Here is a 15406-nt window from a genome sequence, read left to right on the forward strand (position 1 = left end):
CTTCTGGTGACCGCCGACGACGCAACCCGCCCGGAAACGCTCAGGCCAAAGGACCGCAGGGATTCCGTCGACTCTGGAGAGTGCTGGCATCGACCAGCCACCGAAGGGGCAGGAGGCGCATCATGCCTCCAATCTCTCAGGTATCAGGACAGAGGGGCTGAGATTGCCGCCACGTGCGGCGGTGAAGCCTGTCCAGACACCGGAGCCCGCATGTCCCAGAAGACCCCCTTGTTTGCCCAGCATGAGGCCGCCGGCGCGAAGTTCGTCGACTTTGCCGGTTGGGATATGCCCATCCACTACGGCTCTCAGCTTGATGAGCATCATGCCGTGCGCCAGGCCGCCGGCATGTTCGATGTGTCGCATATGACCGCCGTGGATATCCGTGGCGAGGCTGCAACAAGCTGGCTGCGCCGGCTGCTGGCCAATGACGTGGCCAAGCTCAAGACGCCAGGCAAGGCCCTATACAGCTGCATGCTGACGGAGCAGGGCACGGTGGTGGATGACCTGATTTGCTATCGCATGCGTGACGACTGGTATCGCTTGGTGGTCAACGCCGGGACGACCGAAAAGGACCTGGCCTGGATGCAGGCGCGGGTCATTGACGGGGTTGTGATCGAGCCCCGTCGCGATCTCTGCATTCTCGCCGTCCAGGGCCCTGAGGCCGTGGCCAAGACGGCACCGCTGCTGGGTGAGGCCGGAGCTGCGGCCGCCGAGCTCAAGCCGTTCAACGCGGTGGCGGTGGGCGACTGGTTTGTGGGGCGTACCGGCTACACCGGCGAAGACGGCTTCGAGATCATCGCGCCGCCGTCGGCAATCACGACGCTGTGGGACAACCTGATCGAGGCTGGCGTGCGTCCTGCCGGCTTGGGTGCACGCGACACGCTGCGCCTGGAAGCGGGTATGAATCTGTACGGCCAGGACATGGACGAAACGGTGACCCCGCTGGAGTCCGGGCTGGCCTGGACGGTGTCGTTGGACGATGCCCAGCGTGATTTCATTGGCCGGGCAGCGCTGGAATCCCAGCAGGCTGCCGGCGATGTGCCCGCATTTGTTGGCGTGCTGCTCGAGGGGCGCGGAGTCTTGCGTGCGCATATGACCGTGCAGACCCCGCAAGGCCCCGGTGAGCTCACCAGTGGAGGCTTCTCGCCCACCATGGGGCGCAGCATCGGGCTGGCCCGGGTGCCGGCCGGGACCTCGGGTGCCATCGAGGTCGAAATGCGCGGCAAGCCCGTGCCGGCACGGGTCGTGAATCCCCCCTTTGTCCGCAATGGCCAGATCCGCGTGCCGGGTCTCCAGCCAGCCTGATCGGTCGGCAGCGGCCACCCAGTTTTTTATTCCTCGCGTGAGCGTGATTTCGGAGAGCGTCTGATGAGCGATATCCCCCAAGATCTGAAATATGCCGAATCCCACGAGTGGGTTCGTGATGAAGGTGCCGGTCTGGTTACCGTGGGTATTTCCGACCATGCCCAGGAAGCCCTGGGTGATCTGGTCTATGTGGAGGTGCCCGAGGTGGGCGCCACCTTAACCGTGGGCGATGCCTGCGCCGTGGTCGAGTCGGTCAAGGCTGCCTCCGATGTCTACAGCCCGATCGACGGTGAGGTCGTGGCGGTGAACGAGGCTCTGGCAGATGCGCCCGAGCTGATCAACAGCGAACCCTATGGCGAAGGCTGGATCATGCAGGTGCGACTGGCCGACGCCAACGCGCTGGATGACCTGATGGACGCCGAAGGCTACGCCAACGCCATCGCCGACGCCTGATCGGTGTTCGGTGGCCGGCTTGCCGCCGGCCTGTCGGTTGCTGCCCTCTTGCAGCCCTTTTTCTGCGACCGGGTCTTCGGACCCGGTGCCTTGATTGACCCCGGATTTGACCATGCCGTTTATCCCGCATACCGAAACTGACGTCGAGCAAATGCTGGCCGCCATCGGCGCACCCAGTGTCGAGGCGCTGTTCGACGAAATTCCCGCTGATCTGCGCTGTGGCCGGCTCGAGCGCGTGCCCGAGGGCATGACCGAAATGGAGATCACCCGGCTCATGCATGAGCGGGCTGATGCCGACGGCCGTCCGTTGAACTTCATCGGGGCGGGAGCCTACGAACACCATGTCCCCGCCGCGGTCTGGGAAATCGTGACCCGTGGCGAGTTTTATTCGGCCTACACCCCGTACCAAGCGGAGGCCAGTCAGGGCACGCTGCAGGTCATCTACGAGTTTCAGACGATGATGTGCGGCCTGACCGGCCTGGATGTTTCCAACGCCTCCTTGTACGACGGCGCCACCGCGCTGGCCGAGGCCTTGCTGATGGCGGTGCGGGCCAATCGCAAGTCCAAGAGCCGTCGGATTCTGATGCCGCGTAGTGTCTCGCCGGTTTATCGTCAGGTCGTGGATACCATCTGCTCCACCCAAGGGCTGGAATTGGTGGAGCTGGATTACGACGCCCAGGCGGGGACCACGCCGGAATCGGCACTGGCCGAGCATGCCGGCACCGACGTGACCGCGGTGGTCATTCCCCACCCGAACTTCTTCGGCTGTTTCGAGGCGGTGGACGCCATGACCGACTGGGCCCATGCCAATGGCGCCCTGGCGGTGGCACTGGTCAATCCGGTGGCGCTGGCTTTGACGCGTGCACCCGGCGAATGGGGTGAGCGCGGCGTGGACATCTGCTGCGGTGAAGGTCAGCCCCTGGGGTCTCCGTTGTCTTCAGGCGGGCCATACTTCGGGTTCATGACCTGCACCCAGGCACTGGTCCGCCAGCTGCCGGGCCGCATCGTGGGGCGCACGGTTGATCTGGATGGCAAGCCGGGTTTTGCGCTCACGCTACAAGCACGCGAGCAGCACATCCGTCGTGGCAAGGCCACATCGAATATCTGCACCAACCAGGGCTTGCTGGTCACTGCGGCGACGATTCACATGTCGATTCTGGGGCCGCAGGGGTTGCAGCAGGTTGCGCGGGCCTCGATGGCCAATACGCGCAAGCTGGTCGCGGCGCTCACCGCCCTGCCGGGAATCGAGCAGGTCTTTACGGGGGCGGGTTTTCACGAAGCCGTGCTGCGTTTCGATCAGCCCGTGCGTCCGCTGATCGACGCGCTGGGCGCCGACGGCATCATCGGTGGTTACGCGCTGGAGCGGGTGTATCCGGAGCTGGAGCACTGCCTGCTGGTCTGCGCGACCGAAACCAAGACCGCCGCTGATATCGACCATTTTGCACAGCGCCTGGCCACGCTCATGCGTTCGGCCACAGCCGCTTGAGGATCGCCCGATGACTGAATCCCTGATTTTCGAACATTCTCGTTCTGGGCGTGCGGCCTGGGCCCAGTTCCCGTCCGATGGTTTCGACGTCGACCTGCCACCGGAACTCGCGCGCCAGTCCGACCTGGGGCTGCCCGAGGTCTCCGAGTTGCAGGCGGTTCGCCATTTCACCCGGCTGTCGCAGCGGAATTTCTCCATCGATACGCATTTCTACCCGCTGGGTTCGTGCACGATGAAGTACAACCCGCGGGCCTGTAATCGTCTGGCCATGCTGCCGGAGTTCCTGTCCCGGCATCCGCTGGCGCCCGTGTCGGCCAGCCAGGGTTTTCTGGCCTGCATGTTCGACCTGCAGGAGATCCTCAAGGACGTGACCGGCATGCGCGGCGTGTCTCTGACGCCCATGGCGGGTGCCCAGGGTGAATTTGCCGGTGTGGCCATGATCCGTGCGTACCACGATGCCCGCGGTGACACCGAGCGGACCGAAATTCTGGTGCCGGACGCCGCCCACGGCACCAATCCGGCCACGGCCAGCATGTGCGGCTACGTGCCCCGCGAAATCCCGACCGATGACCAGGGCGATGTCGACATCGAGGCATTGAAACTGGCGCTGGGACCGAAGACCGCGGGCATTATGCTGACGAACCCGTCCACGCTAGGCGTGTTCGAGCGCAAGATTTCCGAGATCTCCAAGCTCGTTCACGAGGCGGGTGGCCTGCTGTACTACGACGGTGCCAACCTCAATGCGATTCTCGGCAAAGTCCGTCCCGGCGACATGGGCTTTGATGTGATCCACATGAACCTGCACAAGACCTTCTCCACCCCGCATGGCGGCGGCGGGCCGGGTTCGGGTGCGGTGGGCGTCTCCGAGCGCCTGCTTCCGTTCATGCCGATTCCGGTTGTGGGGCAGGGTAGCGATGGAGCCTATCGCTGGCTGGACGAAGACGACATGCCACAGTCCATCGGCCGCCTGTCCGCGTTCATGGGCAATGCGGGTGTGCTGCTACGCGCCTACGTCTATGCCCGGATGCTGGGCCGCGATGGCATGCATCGCGTCGCCGAGTTTGCAGCACTGAATGCAAACTACCTCATGGCGCGCCTGCGCGATGCCGGTTTCGACCTGGCGTTTCCGGATCGACGGGCCAGCCACGAGTTCATCATCACGCTCAAGCGTCAGAACAAGGCGGTGGGTGTCACGGCGACCGACGTGGCCAAACGGCTGCTGGATCATGGTTTCCATGCGCCGACGGTTTACTTCCCGTTGCTGGTGCCCGAGTGCCTGCTGATCGAGCCGACCGAAACGGAGAGCCGCGAGGCGCTGGACGGTTTCGTCGAGGCAATGATCGCCATTGCACGCGAGGCCGAGGACGACATCGAGCAGCTGCGGGGTGCGCCCTACACCATGCCGGTGCGCCGACTGGATGACGTGCGCGCCGCTCGCCAGCTGGACGTGCGCTACCAGCCCGACGCGGCCTAACCCTTTCCGATGTGCCGGCGCCGCGCGATTGCGGCGTCGGCCAGTGCCTGCGATGCAGACCGGATCGTGGCGCTTCCAAGAACCGACTCAGATTCAAGGAGTGAATGACATGACCGCCATCATCTGCGGCTCGCTGGCCTACGACAACATCATGGTGTTTCCCGGCCGGTTCAGTGAGGAGATTCTTCCCGAGCGCGTCCACGCGTTGAACGTGGCGTTTCTGGTGCCCGAGATGCGCAAGCAGTTCGGTGGCTGTGCCGCGAACATTGCCTATGCCCTGCAGCAGCTGGGCGGCAGCGGCAAGCCCATGGGCACCGTCGGCATGGATTTCGGCCCCTACACCGAGCGGCTGACCGGTCTAGGCATCGACCAGACCTATGTGAAGACGGTTGCCGACGCGTTCACCGCCCAGGCGTTCATCACCACCGACCTGGACGACAATCAGATCACGGCCTTTCATCCGGGTGCGATGAACTTCGCTCATGAGCAGAGCATCCCGGCTGAAGCCACGCTGGGCATCGTCGCGCCCGATGGTCGTGACGGCATGATTCAACACGCCACGCAGTTTGCTGAAGCCAAGGTGCCGTTCATTTTTGATCCGGGCCAGGGTTTGCCCATGTTCGACGGAGACGACCTCAAGCGTTTCATCGAACAGGCAACCTATGTGGCGGTGAATGACTACGAGCAGGCCGTGATGAGCGAGCGCACCGGCTGGCAGCCGGCCGAGATCGCCGAGCATGTCGAGGCGCTCATCGTGACCCGTGGGGCCAAGGGCTCCGAGATCTACACCGGCGGCGACATGCTTCACATTCCCTGCGCCCAGGCAGATGCCGTGGTTGATCCCACCGGTTGTGGTGATGCCTATCGCGGCGGTCTGCTTTACGGCTTGCAAAAGGGCTACGACTGGTCGACCACAGGGCGGATCGCTTCCCTGATGGGCGCGATCAAGATTGCCCAGAACGGGCCGCAGAACTACCGCATCGATGCCGCGGACTTCGCGCAGCGTTACCAGCAGAACTTCGGACAGCCGTTTCCTGGCTAGGGCTTCCTTAAGTCCGGTGCGCAGAGCTTGGCGCACCAGGCATGAAACAGCGGCATGGGATCGGGGCAGCGGGACAACCACTGCTCACGATCCTGAGCCGCGCAAACGCCTGGAAAGTCCCCGTGATACTGGCCCATGTCGCGAATGAGCTGAAAGTGCAGATGGGGCGGCCAGCCGACGTTGACGCGCGGCTCGCCCAGCCAGCCGATGTGTTGGCCAGCACTGACGGTCTGGCCTGGACGGGTCAGTGTCAGCGATTCGGGAGCCAGATGGCCGTAGAGTGAGTGCAGCGGTCCGGATGCCGTTTCGTGGGCCAAAATGATGGTGGGGCCGTAATCGCCAAAGCGGGCGTTGTTGGCGGTACTGTGCACCCGGCCGTCCCGTGTCGCGTAGACCTCGGTCCCGGCGGGTAGCCAGCAGTCGACGCCTAGGTGGACCGAGCGCGCCGGGCCCTCATCGCCGAATAAGGGGCTCATGCTGTATAGCCCCCGGTGCTCACCGTAACCGCCGATGGCCCATTGACAGTCTGCGGCGGCGATTCGCTGCCCAATCCATTGGCCGAAGGCTTCTGCGTCGTCCACGGCGACGGACGCCAGTGCGGGGTTGGTGCCGGACAGGTCCAGTTGTAGACCTGGCTGCGCCAGGACACTTGGCGGCAGCACGGGGTGCCAGTGGGCAGGCTGTAGGGACATGGGCATCTGGGCGGTCATCTATCGGTGCGGTGCAAGATTGGCAATGCGGGTGCAGGGGTGTTGTCACCCCCGCGTGATGCAAGACTGGCAGACTGGCCAGCTTGGATGAGCTTACAAGGGTAAAGCGTGTCTGGAATGATCGAAGTCAACGGATTGAGCAAGACCTACCAAGGCGGGTTTCAGGCACTGCGTGAGATCGACCTGCGCATTCACCGGGGCGAGATTTTTGCTTTGCTGGGACCGAACGGGGCCGGCAAGACCACCCTGATCAGCATCATCTGCGGCATCGTCACGCCAACCGCCGGGACCGTGACGGCCGATGGTCACGACATTGTTCGAGACTACAGGGCGGCGCGGGCCCAGATCGGTCTGGTTCCTCAGGAACTGACCACGGATGCCTTCGAGTCGGTGTGGAACACCGTCAGCTTCAGCCGCGGCCTGTTCGGCAAGCCGCGTGACGATGCACACATCGAAAAGGTGCTCCGCGACCTCTCACTGTGGGACAAGCGCAACAACCGGCTCATGGAGCTGTCCGGCGGCATGAAGCGCCGGGTCATGATTGCCAAGGCCTTGTCGCATGAACCGCAGATCCTGTTTCTTGACGAACCCACGGCCGGCGTGGATGTCGAGTTGCGCCGCGACATGTGGGACATGGTCAGCGGCCTGCGGGCTGCCGGGGTCACGATCATTCTGACCACGCACTACATTGAGGAGGCCGAAGCCATGGCCGATCGGATTGGCGTCATTCGTCGTGGCGAGCTGATTCTGGTGGAGGACAAGACCACGCTCATGGACAAGCTGGGGCAGAAGGAACTGCGATTGCAGCTGCCCGAGGCGCTGACGGCATTGCCCGCATCGCTGCAGCGGCCGGGTCTGACGTTGGAGGCTGATGGTCATACCCTGGTCTACACCTACGATTCGCATAGCGAGCAGGGCAGTGTGGCCGCGCTGTTGCGTGAGCTGAGCGAAGCGGGCATTGAATTCTCCGACCTGCAGTCGCGCCAGTCATCGCTGGAAGACATTTTTGTCAGTCTCGTCCAAGAGGATGCCGCATGAACTGGCACGCCATACGCGCCATCTACGGGTTCGAGATGGCTCGAACCCGCCGCACGCTGATGCAATCCATCGCCTCGCCGGTGATCTCCACGTCGCTTTATTTCGTCGTGTTTGGGTCGGCGATTGGCTCGCGCATGGTCGAAATCGACGGCATCAGCTACGGCGCATTCATCATCCCGGGCCTGATCATGTTGTCGCTACTCAACGAGAGCATCTCCAATGCCTCGTTCGGTATCTACTTTCCCCGATTCTCGGGCACGATTTACGAGGTGCTGTCGGCGCCGGTTTCGCCGTTCGAAATCGTCATGGGGTATGTCGGTGCAGCGGCATCCAAATCGGTCATCCTCGGTGTGCTGATTCTGTTGACGGCCAAGCTGTTCGTCGACTACGACATCGCCCATCCGTTCTGGATGCTGACGTTTCTGGTGACCACCGCCGTCACCTTCAGCCTGTTCGGTTTCATTATCGGGATCTGGGCCGATGGCTTTGAGAAGCTACAGATCGTGCCGATGATGATCGTCACGCCGCTGACCTTTCTGGGCGGCAGTTTCTACTCCATCAGCATGCTGCCGCCGTTGTGGCAGACCATCACGCTGTTCAACCCGGTGGTGTACCTGATCAGCGTGTTTCGCTGGAGCTTCTACGGCGTGGCCGATGTGGCGGTCGGCGTGAGCATCCTCGCCATCCTCGGGTTTCTCGCCCTTTGCCTGGCCGGGGTGTTCTGGATCTTTCGAACCGGGTATCGGCTTAAGGACTAAGCTGCAACGCCGCAAAATAGGCCGCAGAGTTTGGGTGGACGGGCTTCGCCTTCTCCTGTGGCCCCACCCAGGCATAGGCCGCGTGCTGCTCGACGGGCAGGGAGGTCAACGCCGGGTCTAGGCAGCCGGCGGGCAGCTGGTATCCGAGCACCACATAATGCGTGCTGACGCCCGGCGCCTCGGCAAAGTTGCTGTCGTAGTGATGCGTAAAGGCGCCGACGAGCCGTGCCTGATCCAGGGCAAGCGTCAGCCCCAGCTCCGCCTGGCACAGCCGTGCGAAAGCCTGCTCCAGCGTTTCGTTCTTGCGAATCCGGCCACCGGGAACAAACCAACTGCCGCGGGCCGGCTCGTTGATCCGGCGCCCCATGAGCAACTGGCCCTGATATGGAACCAGCAAGTCCATCGAGATCAGCGGCGCGTGCTGCACGACATGGAGAAACGTATTGCGATCAAGCACCGGGCCGGATCCTGGGTGAGAGGGGATGCGCAGCATAGCCAGCGTGGCGCTGCCCGGTCGATGCGGCTGGCCGACGGCGCGGCCGATCCCGGTATGATCCAGGCCCGCCGATCGCCAGCCCGGAAACCCCACCATGCCCAGCTTGCCCAGTCTTCGCCTCAAACCCCATGCCGACCGTCGCCTACGGATCGGCCATCTTTGGGTGTTCGCCAACGAGGTCGATATCCAACGCACCCCGCTGACGACGTTTGCGCCAGGTGCGCTGGCCCGGCTTGAGGACGCGCGCGGTAAGACACTGGGGCAGGTGTATGTGAACCCGGCGTCGCTGATCTGCGCGCGGATGCTGACGCGCAATGCCCACGCCAGTATCGATGCGGCCTGGTTCGCTGAGCGCATTCGACAGGCGCTGCAGCTTCGTGAGCGGGTGTATCCGGGCGGCTTTTACCGTCTGCTCTTCGGCGAATCGGACGGCGTACCCGGCCTGGTCGTGGACCGCTATGGCGATGTCCTGGTGGCACAAAGTACCACCGCGGGTATGGATGCCCTGCGGCCGGTGGTTGAGACCGCGCTGCAAACGGCCTTGTCACCACGCGGTATTTACTGGCGCTGTGACGCACCGGTGCGCAGCCTGGAGGGTCTGGAGCCAGAGGTCGAGGTCCGCGGCGACGTCCCGGATGCGATTGAGATCGTCGAGGCCGGGCGCCGCTTTGTCGCCCCGCTTAAGACCGGCCAGAAAACAGGCTGGTACTTCGATCAGCGCGATAACCGGGCCCTGGTCGGGCAGCTGGCCGCTGGCCAGCGTGTACTGGACGTCTTCAGCTACATCGGCGGCTTCGGGGTGACGGCCGCGGCCTGTGGTGCACGCAGCGTCACCTGTCTGGATGCATCGGATACCGCCTTGGAGCAGGCCCAGGCCAACGCCAGCCGGAATAATGTGACCATCGACGTCCGCGCAGGCGATGCCCGCCAGTCGCTGGAAGCCCTGGCTGCCGACAAGGCCCGTTTCGATCTGGTGGTGGTGGACCCGCCAGCATTGATCAAGCGCAAGAAGGACGTTGCGGCTGGCACCCGGCACTACCAGCAGCTCAATCGGCTGGCGATGGAGTTGCTGGCCCCCAACGGATTGTTGCTGGCGGCCTCGTGTTCGCACCACCTCACCGCAGACGCCATGCGCGGAGCCCTGCGCAAGGCGGCCGCTGAATCGGGACGGCGGATGATGGTGCTGGCGCAGCGCGGCGCCGCCCTTGATCACCCCGTGCATGCCGCCATTCCGGAGACCGAATACCTCAAGGCCTTCCTCTGTTCGGTGGATGCCTAGCCGCCGGCCAAAAGGGCATCCGATCCCACGACCCGGTAGAATTCACGCAGCCAGCTAAGGGAACACCAATCTATTCGCGCCGCCAAGTGGCTGCCTGCAACACAGGCCAGGCAAGGCGCGAGGCGCCAGGTTTCTCGCACTCGCTGGTCGAGTCAAACGGCGGTTCGGTCGTGGTGCCTGCGGGGACCCGGGCCGACATCGCCTCGGTTGTCGTGGAGACGGTCGCTGCGGGGTCGCCAATGCAGCATAGGGTGAGCAAGGAGTCGCTCGGGTGTTTGAACATATTGGACTAGCCGTCATCTTCGGCCTGATTCTCCTGTCCATGCTGCTGGTGTGGCAGGCCCGCGCGCGGGCGCGGCAGGCCGGCAGCGAGTTCTGGGAAATGGCGCGCCGCCAGCATGTGGATGCGGCCATGCGCCTGGGTCAGGCCGCCGTGGTCTGTCTGATGGTGGCAGGGCTGGTCGCCTTGCCCGTGCTGTTCGGCATGTTCCGGCAGGATGCCGGTCAGCAGGCCGTGCTGGCAGAGCAGAGCGCGCGACTGGCGCGGCTCGAGGCCGAGATCCAGCATCACCAGGCCCACCGTCACGACCTGGCCGATGCCAATGACGTGTTGCAGGCAGAGCTTGAGGGCCTGCGGGAGCAACTCACGGGCTTGCGCACAGCCCTGAATGACGCGCAACAGCGCGTCCGGCTCCTGATCGATGGCCTGCCCGTCAGAACATCGCCCTATGTCACAGCCACCCTGGTCCGCGATGCCCCCGGGGGGACCGTCATTTCCTCGATTGAATCCGGTGCCTGGGTCAATCTTCGGCATGCGCCGGTGGCCGAGGTCGATGGCAAGCGATGGGTGCCCATCACCGACGACTCCGGTCAGCCTGGCTGGGTGGCTGACAGCCTGCTGGAGCTTAATCCGGACGTCATGGCTTTGTTGGAATCGTCCTAGACATGATCGCCGGGTTTGATGGCCGCCATGGTCGTGTCACCTGGGGCACTACAATAGCCGTCTAACCCAAGGAACTCCCCCATGCTTGTTCATCCCAATTTTGATCCGGTGGCGATCTCGCTCGGCCCGATCAAGGTGCATTGGTACGGTCTGTCCTACCTGATCGGATTCACCCTGGCCTGGGCGTTGGGCCGCTACCGGGCGTCCAAGCCCGACTGGCCCTGGACCAAGGATCAGATCTCGGATCTGTTGTTCTACGTGGTGCTGGGCATCATTATCGGCGGCCGTCTCGGCAGCGTGTTGTTCTACAACTTCGATGCGTTTCTCGAGAACCCGTCGATGATCTACAAGGTCTGGCAGGGTGGCATGAGCTTCCACGGTGGCCTGATAGGCGTGATGGTCTGCCTGATTTTCTACGCGCGCAAAGTGCAGAAATCGTTCTGGGAAGTCGGCGACATGGTGGTGGTGCTGGCGCCGGCAGGCATCTTTTGCGGGCGGATTGGCAACTTCATCAACGGCGAATTGTGGGGCGGCCCCACGGACCTGCCCTGGGGCATGGTGTTCCATCATCCGGCGGCCGGCGATTTTCCGCGGCACCCCTCGCAGTTGTACGAGGCCGGCCTGGAAGGGCTGTTGCTGCTGACGATTCTTTGGGTCTTCACGCTACGGCCTCGACCGCGCATGGCAGCCTCAGGACTGTTCCTGGTGTTGTATGCCGTCTTTCGTTCACTCATCGAGTTCGTCCGCGAGCCCGACGCCCACATTGGCTACCTGGCCTGGGGCTGGGTCACCATGGGGCAGGCCTTGTCGCTGCCCATGCTGATTGCCGGCGCGGTGTTGCTCGCAATCGCCTACACGCGCAGGATTTACGACCGCCCGTTGGATGCCGCCCGCTCATGAAGCAGTATCTCGACCTGATGCAACACGTGCTGGACCACGGCACCGACAAAAGTGACCGGACGGGAACTGGCACGCGGTCGGTGTTTGGCTACCAGATGCGCTTTGATCTGGCCGACGGGTTCCCGATGGTCACGACCAAGAAACTGCATTTGCGCTCGATTATTCACGAGCTGCTGTGGTTTATTGCCGGCGACACCAACACCGCTTATCTCAAGGCCAATGGGGTGTCGATCTGGGACGAGTGGGCGACCGAAGACGGGGATCTCGGGCCGGTTTACGGTAAGCAATGGCGTGCCTGGGAAGGACCGAATGGCGTGGTGGTGGATCAGCTGGCCGAACTGGTCCACAACCTGAAGACGAATCCGGATTCCCGGCGCCACGTGTTGTCGGCATGGAACCCCACGGTGCTGCCCGATCCGAGCAAGTCGCCGGTGGAGAATGCCGAGGCCGGCCTGCAGGCCCTGCCGCCCTGTCATTGCCTGTTCCAGTTTTATGTCGCCGACGGCAAGCTCTCCTGCCAGCTGTACCAGCGCAGTGCGGACATCTTTCTCGGTGTGCCGTTCAATATCGCGTCCTACGCATTGCTAACGATGATGCTGGCGCAGGTCTGCGGGTATCAGCCCGGCGACTTCGTGCATACGCTGGGCGATGCGCACCTGTATTCCAATCACTTGGAACAGGCGGCCCTGCAGCTCACCCGCCAGCCGTATCCGCTGCCGACCATGCATTTGGATGCCAGTGTCACGGACATTGAAGCCTTCCGATTCGAGCACTTCCGATTGGAGGGCTATACCTCGCATCCGCACATCAAGGCCCAGGTGTCGGTGTGAGGCTGATCGCCGTGGTCGCGGCCGATGAGGCCAACGTCATCGGTGTGGACGGTGATCTGCCCTGGCGTTTGCCGAATGATCTCAAGCATTTCAAGGCCGTGACCCTGGGCCATCCCGTATTGATGGGGCGCAAGACCTACGAATCGATTGGTCGCCCCTTGCCAGGGCGGCTCAATCTGGTGCTGACGCGTCAGGCCGACTGGCGGGCTGAGGGCGTGACGACCGTGCAGACGCTGGAGCAGGCCGAAGCGGTGGTAGGTCCGGCTGCGGAGGTCATGGTGATTGGCGGCGGTGAAATTTATCGCCTGCTGTGGTCGCGTATCGACGCCATTGAGCTGACACGGGTCCACACCCGACTGGACGGGGACACCTATTTCCCGGCCTTTGCCGCGCCAGGCTGGGTGTGTCGGTCGTCGGAGCGACATGCCGCAGACCCCCGCCATGCCTACGACTACAGTTTCGAACGATGGGAGCGCCTGTCGTCAGCCTAGCGCGCCGCATTCGATTGCGACGCGGCGTCCCGGTGTTCGGGGTGTGGCTGCTGGGCCTTGGCCTGTCGGCCTGTCTGGCCCCTCCGTACGAGACCGGTCCCGCGGCCGAGATCGCAGCGTCGGCGCAGACCTTCCAGCAGTCCGTGAATGGTCGCTCCCTGCACTGGGTCGAAGTCGGCCCCGCAACCAGTCTGCCCGTTCTGATGCTGCACGGCACGCCAGGCCGCTGGCAGGCCTGGGGGGACTATCTGAATGCCCCGGCACTTGCAGGCTTGCGTCGCATCGCCATTGATCGGCCCGGCTTTGGCAATAGCGCGGCGGGTGGGGTGGAGACCAGCCTGCAACGCCAAGCCGATTGGCTGGCCAATCTCTACGCAGACCGGGGGCCGCTACTGGTGGTCGGCCATAGTTTGGGTGGCTCGCTGGCCCTGCGGCTGCTGCGTGACCACCCTGAACTGGTCCGAGGCGTGGTCCTCGTCGCGGCATCGCTGGACCCGGCGGCCGAGGCGCCGCGCTGGTTTAATCGTGTCGCTCAGTGGCCGCCTGTCCGCTGGCTGTTACCCGAGCCCTTGGCGCGGGCCAATGCCGAGGTGATTGCATTGCAGCACGAGCTGCGGGCGCTCTGGGCCGATTGGACACCGGACGCCACGCCGGTGGTGCTGATCCAGGGGATGGAGGATCGCCTGGTCTGGCCCCAGACCGCAGACTTTGCCGAGGCACGCTGGCCATCGCAGACCCTGCAAGTTCAGCGCTTGGAGCAGGCCGGCCATTTTGTCCTGTGGGATCAGCCGGACATCGTGATCGAGGCCATTGTGCAGCTGGCGATGGCCCGATGACCGCGTTCCTCCGCGGGTTGTTGATGGTTTGGCCGGGCTTGGTGGTTGCGGCCGTGGCGCCGCCGCTGGAGCCGTTACCCGAGCGCCACCCGGAGATTCGGGCCATCGAATTCGAGGGCAATGCCATCACCGAACCGCGGGTGATGGCGCGCGAGCTCACCATCGCGGTGGGTGAGGCGGCGGAGCCCCAGCGCATCCAGGCCAGCCGGCAGGCGCTGCTCAACCTGGGCTTGTTCAAGCAGGTGATCGTCGATCTGCGACCGGTCGACCAGGGTGTGGCCGTGGTCTTTACCGTGGTCGAAAAGTGGTACCTGCTGCCGTACCCGCGGCTGGACTACAACAGTGATCGCGAATTCGCCTTTGGTTTCAAGCTGGACTGGTCCAACGTCAACGGCTTGAACCACGACGTAGAGGCATTGATCTCTCGGCAGGAAAATGCGGAGGAAGATCGGGGCGATGCCACGGAGTTCGAGTTCGATTACTTTGCGCCGTATTTCCTGGAGTCGTCGGTTGATTTCGGCCTGGATGTGTCCCACGACATCACGCCCATCGAGGAGGACACGCCCAGCGGCGACACCATTAGCTATAAGGAAGATTACTCCCGGTTCAGCGTGCTGGCGCTACGCCGACTCACGCCGGGGGGTGGGAGTCAGGGCTGGCGACTGGGTGGGGGGCTGCTCTGGCAGAACGAAACCCTGCGTGGGGCCGAGGCGCCGGCCGAAAATGGCATGGCCACCGCGCTGGTCCTGCAGGGGCAGTACGAGCAACTCGATGACCGCCTCTACAGCGTGGCGGGTTACAGCTTTGGATGGCGCATCGAGGCCGCCAGCGCCGATATCGCCTCCGATTACGATTACATCGACATCACGATCCGATCATTCAGCGCCATTCCGCTGGGTCAGACCCCGCATCAGACGCTGCGCGTGGTTGCCGATGCCGGGTCTTATCATGGCGGTCCCCGGAACTTCGACGCCCATGCCCTGGGTGGCGGCGGCAATCTACGCGGATTCGACAAGGACGAATTCGAGGGCGATGTCTACTGGCGGCTGTCGCTGGAATACCAGCGCCCGCTGTTCGGCTACAAGCCCGTGCGTGGATTGCTGGTCATGGATGCCGGCCGGGTTTACGACGATTTCGACAAGCTGACACTCAGCCACATCCAGGCGGACCTGGGCATTGGGCTGCGCTGGCGCATCCAGACCTTCGTCAACCTCACCATGGAGATCGGTTACGCCTGGCCGCTGACCCGGGGCGGCTCGGAGCCGTTCTTCGGTAAGTTGTAGCCCCGGTGGCGGGCACTGCGGTCAGTGTCTGGCACCGGTGGCTATGCCATTATCCCGCTCCAACATTCATTGACGGAGGCGA

Annotated in this window: 16 protein-coding genes and 1 riboswitch; of the genes, 14 read left to right on the forward strand and 2 right to left on the reverse strand. The window is 63.7% G+C overall.

Annotated elements, in window-relative coordinates:
- Nucleotides 1-63 precede the first annotated feature (63 nt).
- A riboswitch (glycine riboswitch) is annotated at nucleotides 64-162 on the forward strand.
- 48 nt (nucleotides 163-210) lie between these two features.
- From gcvT to DEH80_RS13055, 5 genes are all read left to right on the forward strand, one after another.
- Entirely contained in the window at nucleotides 211-1305 is a 1095-nt protein-coding gene (gene gcvT, locus DEH80_RS13035) for a glycine cleavage system aminomethyltransferase GcvT (protein ID WP_109720969.1), read from the forward strand.
- A 63-nt stretch (nucleotides 1306-1368) separates the two neighbouring features.
- Nucleotides 1369-1758 (forward strand): glycine cleavage system protein GcvH, encoded by a 390-nt coding sequence (gcvH, locus tag DEH80_RS13040; RefSeq protein WP_109720939.1) that lies wholly within the window; start codon nucleotides 1369-1371, stop codon nucleotides 1756-1758.
- Between the two features lie 112 nt (nucleotides 1759-1870).
- Nucleotides 1871-3244: an aminomethyl-transferring glycine dehydrogenase subunit GcvPA gene (gene gcvPA / locus DEH80_RS13045; RefSeq protein WP_109720940.1), complete on the forward strand. Its 1374-nt coding sequence runs from the start codon at nucleotides 1871-1873 to the stop codon at nucleotides 3242-3244.
- A gap of 10 nt (nucleotides 3245-3254) precedes the next feature.
- Nucleotides 3255-4718 (forward strand): aminomethyl-transferring glycine dehydrogenase subunit GcvPB, encoded by a 1464-nt coding sequence (gene gcvPB / locus DEH80_RS13050; RefSeq protein WP_109720941.1) that lies wholly within the window; start codon nucleotides 3255-3257, stop codon nucleotides 4716-4718.
- A gap of 109 nt (nucleotides 4719-4827) precedes the next feature.
- Nucleotides 4828-5760 (forward strand): carbohydrate kinase family protein, encoded by a 933-nt coding sequence (locus DEH80_RS13055; protein WP_109720942.1) that lies wholly within the window; start codon nucleotides 4828-4830, stop codon nucleotides 5758-5760.
- Here DEH80_RS13055 and DEH80_RS13060 read toward each other — a convergent pair.
- The gene (locus DEH80_RS13060; RefSeq protein ID WP_109720970.1) at nucleotides 5757-6452 is read right to left on the reverse strand and encodes a peptidoglycan DD-metalloendopeptidase family protein; all 696 of its coding nucleotides are present in this window, start codon (nucleotides 6450-6452) and stop codon (nucleotides 5757-5759) included. The genes DEH80_RS13055 and DEH80_RS13060 overlap by 4 nt on opposite strands.
- A gap of 135 nt (nucleotides 6453-6587) precedes the next feature.
- Between DEH80_RS13060 and DEH80_RS13065 the strand changes: the two genes are divergently transcribed.
- Together DEH80_RS13065 and DEH80_RS13070 are read left to right on the forward strand one after the other, a co-directional pair.
- Nucleotides 6588-7508 (forward strand): ABC transporter ATP-binding protein, encoded by a 921-nt coding sequence (locus DEH80_RS13065; protein ID WP_243412812.1) that lies wholly within the window; start codon nucleotides 6588-6590, stop codon nucleotides 7506-7508.
- Nucleotides 7505-8266, forward strand: a complete 762-nt coding sequence (locus tag DEH80_RS13070; RefSeq protein WP_109720944.1) for an ABC transporter permease — start codon at nucleotides 7505-7507, stop codon at nucleotides 8264-8266. Before DEH80_RS13065 ends, DEH80_RS13070 begins: the two co-directional genes overlap by 4 nt.
- On the opposite strand, the gene DEH80_RS13075 is transcribed toward DEH80_RS13070, so the two are convergent.
- Nucleotides 8256-8723, reverse strand: a complete 468-nt coding sequence (locus tag DEH80_RS13075) for a GDP-mannose mannosyl hydrolase (protein ID WP_279323124.1) — start codon at nucleotides 8721-8723, stop codon at nucleotides 8256-8258. The genes DEH80_RS13070 and DEH80_RS13075 overlap by 11 nt on opposite strands.
- 133 nt (nucleotides 8724-8856) lie before the next feature.
- Between DEH80_RS13075 and DEH80_RS13080 the strand changes: the two genes are divergently transcribed.
- The 7 genes from DEH80_RS13080 to DEH80_RS13110 all read left to right on the forward strand — a co-directional run bounded on the left by DEH80_RS13080 (nucleotide 8857) and on the right by DEH80_RS13110 (nucleotide 15324).
- Nucleotides 8857-10041 (forward strand): class I SAM-dependent rRNA methyltransferase, encoded by a 1185-nt coding sequence (locus DEH80_RS13080; RefSeq protein ID WP_109720945.1) that lies wholly within the window; start codon nucleotides 8857-8859, stop codon nucleotides 10039-10041.
- 271 nt (nucleotides 10042-10312) lie between these two features.
- Nucleotides 10313-10984 (forward strand): hypothetical protein, encoded by a 672-nt coding sequence (locus DEH80_RS13085; protein ID WP_109720946.1) that lies wholly within the window; start codon nucleotides 10313-10315, stop codon nucleotides 10982-10984.
- 81 nt (nucleotides 10985-11065) lie between these two features.
- Nucleotides 11066-11884 (forward strand): prolipoprotein diacylglyceryl transferase, encoded by an 819-nt coding sequence (gene lgt / locus DEH80_RS13090; RefSeq protein WP_109720947.1) that lies wholly within the window; start codon nucleotides 11066-11068, stop codon nucleotides 11882-11884.
- A complete protein-coding gene (locus DEH80_RS13095; RefSeq protein ID WP_109720948.1) occupies nucleotides 11881-12714 on the forward strand; it encodes a thymidylate synthase in 834 nt (277 codons plus the stop codon). The genes lgt and DEH80_RS13095 overlap by 4 nt, the downstream gene beginning before the upstream one ends.
- Nucleotides 12711-13205, forward strand: coding sequence for a dihydrofolate reductase (locus DEH80_RS13100; RefSeq protein WP_109720949.1), 495 nt, complete (start codon nucleotides 12711-12713; stop codon nucleotides 13203-13205). The genes DEH80_RS13095 and DEH80_RS13100 overlap by 4 nt, the downstream gene beginning before the upstream one ends.
- 14 nt (nucleotides 13206-13219) lie before the next feature.
- Complete coding sequence (locus DEH80_RS13105; protein WP_165831465.1) at nucleotides 13220-14041, forward strand: alpha/beta fold hydrolase; 822 nt, start codon at nucleotides 13220-13222, stop codon at nucleotides 14039-14041.
- A complete protein-coding gene (locus DEH80_RS13110) occupies nucleotides 14038-15324 on the forward strand; it encodes a BamA/TamA family outer membrane protein (protein WP_109720951.1) in 1287 nt (428 codons plus the stop codon). The genes DEH80_RS13105 and DEH80_RS13110 overlap by 4 nt, the downstream gene beginning before the upstream one ends.
- Nucleotides 15325-15406: the final 82 nt, after the last annotated feature.

The organism is Abyssibacter profundi, assembly GCF_003151135.1.
GTDB classification, from domain to species: Bacteria; Pseudomonadota; Gammaproteobacteria; order Nevskiales; family OUC007; genus Abyssibacter; species Abyssibacter profundi.